Source organism: Sphingobium sp. IP1, assembly GCF_002708645.1.
In the GTDB taxonomy this organism is placed as follows: Bacteria; Pseudomonadota; Alphaproteobacteria; order Sphingomonadales; family Sphingomonadaceae; genus Sphingobium; species Sphingobium yanoikuyae.
On the sequence record NZ_NOIW01000213.1, the window covers coordinates 1 to 3,717 of the forward strand.

The 3,717-nt window shown below is 57.1% G+C and carries 3 protein-coding genes; all 3 read right to left on the reverse strand.

The window, feature by feature from the left end; genetic code table 11:
* Window positions 1-182: 182 nt before the first annotated feature.
* Window positions 183-1,661, reverse strand: a complete 1,479-nt coding sequence (locus CG471_RS29285; RefSeq protein ID WP_099234602.1) for a phosphomannomutase — start codon at window positions 1,659-1,661, stop codon at window positions 183-185.
* Between the two features lie 100 nt (window positions 1,662-1,761).
* Window positions 1,762-2,586: a class I mannose-6-phosphate isomerase gene (locus CG471_RS29290; protein ID WP_099234603.1), complete on the reverse strand. Its 825-nt coding sequence runs from the start codon at window positions 2,584-2,586 to the stop codon at window positions 1,762-1,764.
* A gap of 10 nt (window positions 2,587-2,596) precedes the next feature.
* Window positions 2,597-3,640, reverse strand: coding sequence for a mannose-1-phosphate guanylyltransferase (locus tag CG471_RS29295; protein WP_099234604.1), 1,044 nt, complete (start codon window positions 3,638-3,640; stop codon window positions 2,597-2,599).
* Window positions 3,641-3,717: the final 77 nt, after the last annotated feature.

Here is a 3,717-nt window from a genome sequence, read left to right on the forward strand (position 1 = left end):
CTTGAAAGCCGGGCTGTGGTTCCGGCGGGGTCGTTTACTCATCGCTACTCCTGTCACGCGGCCATCCTGGCCGCCGTCAGGCAGAAAATCCACTTATCCTGCTGTCCAGATTCTCCAGGCCACCTCTTTCAAGCCTGGCTGGCGCGAGCGCCGTCGCAGCGGTGTCGCGATGATGCATATCTTCAGCGCGCCGCAATCATCTTCAACACGGCTACGTTGAGCGAGGCGGCGCGTTCCGGTGTCGGACATTCAGTATAGCAACGCAATTCCGGCGCATTGCCGCTGGGGCGTAGGTGGATGATGTCCCCTCCTGCGAAGGCTATCCGAAAACCATCGGTGACGTCGAACGCGATCGCCGCTCCGGTCAGTTCACCGAACATTGCGCTAGCGCGGCCTAGCACTTCGTTTCGCGCCCCTTCCTGAAGCCGGGCCAGCAAGGCTTGACTGTCACTGGTAGGATAATTCTGCAATCGCTCGCTGAAGGTGAAGCGCGGTGGAAGCTGGGCTTGCAGCGTTCCCAGCGACATTTTCTGTCGGCACGTAGCGACTAGGACGGCCAGGATTGGCAGCACCGCGTCGCGGGTTGGCAATGCGGCAAGCGTTCGACCGTCCATATCCACAGGTGTCGCGAGCAGGAACCCTCCGTTCGCTTCGTATCCGCAGACACCAGAAAAGGTGCCCAGCAGTGCGTTCATAGCTTCAATTACGAAAGGGGAGCCGATCCGAGTACGGCGGACTTCGATAAATGCATTCGATAGCTCGGCCGCTGAATTGCAACTTACCGGGACAGCTATTGCTTTGATACCGAGGCTCTGGGCGCACAGAATCCCGAGAACATCACCGCGCATCCACGCCCCGGTTTCGTCGGCGAGCATGGGGCGGTCGGAATCCCCGTCGGTCGAAAGGATCGCGTCCAGGCCATATTCGCGTGCCCAAGAGCGGGCTAGGGCCTGATCCTCGGGCCTCACCGCTTCAGTATCTACGGGGATGAAGGTTTCGGAGCGACCCAGGCGGATGATATCGGCGCCGAGGCAAGCACTGATTTCCGCCAGCACATCGCGTCCAACAGCGGAATGCTCGTAGATACCCAGCTTAAGTCCACGGAGCGCATCGAAACCGAAAAAGTCAGTATAACGAGCAACATAAGGCCCAGCGACATCAATGAGCGGACCGCAATCTTGAGCGATGCGAAGCATGCCTGCGGCATCGAACAAATCGGGCAGGGTAACTTCCTGCGCGCGCATGGCTAGTTCGTCATGCTTGAGGACTTCGCCGTCAACGCGGTTGAACTTGATGCCGTTGCGATCGTCGGGGATATGGCTCCCGGTTACCATCAGCGACGGTATGCCACGTTCAAAGCCGTGAAGCGCAACGGCGGGCGACGGGACATACCCGCAAAAGGCGACTTCGCCACCAAGATGGCGAATAGCGGCGGCGCAGGCGGCAAGAATGCGCGGTGAGGAGGGGCGCAAATCGCCTGCTATCGCCACAGCCGCCCCTGGCATGAACTGCCCGATATTTCCTAGATGCTGCAAGAAGGCGCAGGTATAGGCGAAACAGACACGGTCAGTCATCTTACAGACCAGTCCGCGTGCACCACTGGTGCCAAAGGCGACGCCGGAATCCACCATGAGGTCTGCAATCAAAACGGCCTGCATCATGAAGTCCTTTGTTCCCCATCAAAGCAATCGACGTGCCATGTAGTGACCACCATGCTTCGGCGAGCATTGAGTCTATGGCCGCCCTCTATAGAACTGCCACTCAGGTACTTGAGAAAAGAGGGCTAGCGATCAAGCAAATACTGTCATCGCGAAAGCGTATATCGGCTAGGCTCGTTGCCAATGCGCATCCACCTGGAATGATCATCTCCTTGCCAAGCTCGACTATTCCTTCGCGCGGGATCACAAGCAGCATGCCAGAATACCTTGTGGCCACTTCCAAAGGCGGCGCGCCCTCGATCTGATCGAGCTGGAATAGTGGCCCATCCACCAGACTATGAGATCCGTGCGACGGAATCTGCTGATGCCAGCGCGCGAGGTCGTAAATTTCGCCGTGCGCGACACCCATTCCCTCTTCGAGATGAAGCTCACGCGGCCGACCATAATCGTAGAGACGGTAGGTGATATCGCTGTTTTGCTGGACTTCGATCAGGCTGACGCCAGCCCCAATGGCGTGAACCGTATTGGCAGGAATGTAAAAAAAGTCACCTGCGCGAACGGAGTGCCAAGTCAACAACTGTTCAATCGATCCATCCAGCGCGGCGGCACGCATCGCTTCCTGATCGATCGATCGGTTGAAACCAATACCCAATTTTGCCCCGGGCTCGGCGGCAACGATCAGCCAGCATTCTTCCTTTCCCTGGCGTCCAAGTCCCTTCGCCAAAGTCTGTCCATCAGATGGGTGAACCTGCACCGAGAGCGCTTCACGAGAAAAGATATATTTCACCAGCAGTTCAGGCATTGCCGCGGGCGGCTCAAACCAGATCTCACCGATGCGCTTGCCTTGCGGAGCAGTGAATGGCGCTGGCAAAATATCCTTGCCCCATGGCTTCTCGACTTGTCGAATTGGCAAAACGGCGGATAACATCTGCTCGCCCCTATTGGTTCATTGCGCCAGATAGCTTTCCGACCTTTTGCACGCCGTCGACCGTGGTAATCATGATATCATCACCATCTACAACAACGATGACATCCTCCAACCCGATCACCGAAACGCGTGGACCGTCGCTGTCGACCAGCACATTGCGACAATCCACCATTTCCACCGCACCAGAACTGCGCATCGAATTACCGCTTTCATCACGCTGCAAGGCCGCGTGCAGAGCATGCCAATTGCCAATATCAGACCAGCCCATATCGACTGGCACCAACGCTGCTCGCGCGGTGTTTTCCATTACGGCGTAGTCAACGGAATCGCTCGGAACGAGGGCAAAACTATCCGCATCAGGATGAAAGCGATGGCCATCCGCGCTTCCCTTGGCTACCGCCTCAGCGACACCAGCTGCTATTTGCGGCCTATGCCGCGACAGTTCTGCCAGGAAATCCTTAACCCGGAACGCAAAAATACCCCCATTCCAGTCGTAGATGCCTTCAGCCAAAAACGCTTTGGCACGTTCCAGATCGGGCTTCTCGACAAATTCGGCGGTACGAAAACCAGTCTGCGAAATTGCCTCGCCGCGCTTCAAATACCCAAAGCCTGTTTCAGGTGCGGTTGCAGCGATCCCCAGAGAAACCAGCCACCCATCTTCAGCCAGGTCAGCAGCGGCACGGGCGGCAACTGCAAATGTATCCGAATCGGCGATATGATGGTCACTTGGACACACCAGCATCACTGCTTCTTCAGGAAGTCGACAGGCAGCAAGGGCAATAGCAGCCGCCGTATTCCGCGCAGACGGCTCCACAATCACCTGTGCGCCTCCGCCTTCGCCCAGTTGCGCCTCGACATGCGCGAGTTGCTTATGCCCGGTGACAATGATCGGTGCAGCAAAGCCGCCCGACACCGGGCAACGCGCCAACGCGGCCTCAAACAAACTATTCTCACCGACCAACGGGAGAAATGGCTTTGGTCGCACAACACGACTGCGCGGCCACAGACGGGTGCCGCTACCCCCACAAAGGATAACAGGTACAATGCCAGACATACCAGATATCAACTTTTTAAATGAGTGACCGAACTCATCTACTACTACGCATTTGCTGCAATGCAACGTCGATTCAC

Coding starts and splice junctions, on each gene's coding strand:
- CG471_RS29295 (WP_099234604.1), bottom strand. CDS start 3,640: ATGTCTGGCATTGTACCTGTTATCCTTTGTGGGGGTAGCGGCACCCGT.
- CG471_RS29285 (WP_099234602.1), bottom strand. CDS start 1,661: ATGATGCAGGCCGTTTTGATTGCAGACCTCATGGTGGATTCCGGCGTC.
- CG471_RS29290 (WP_099234603.1), bottom strand. CDS start 2,586: ATGTTATCCGCCGTTTTGCCAATTCGACAAGTCGAGAAGCCATGGGGC.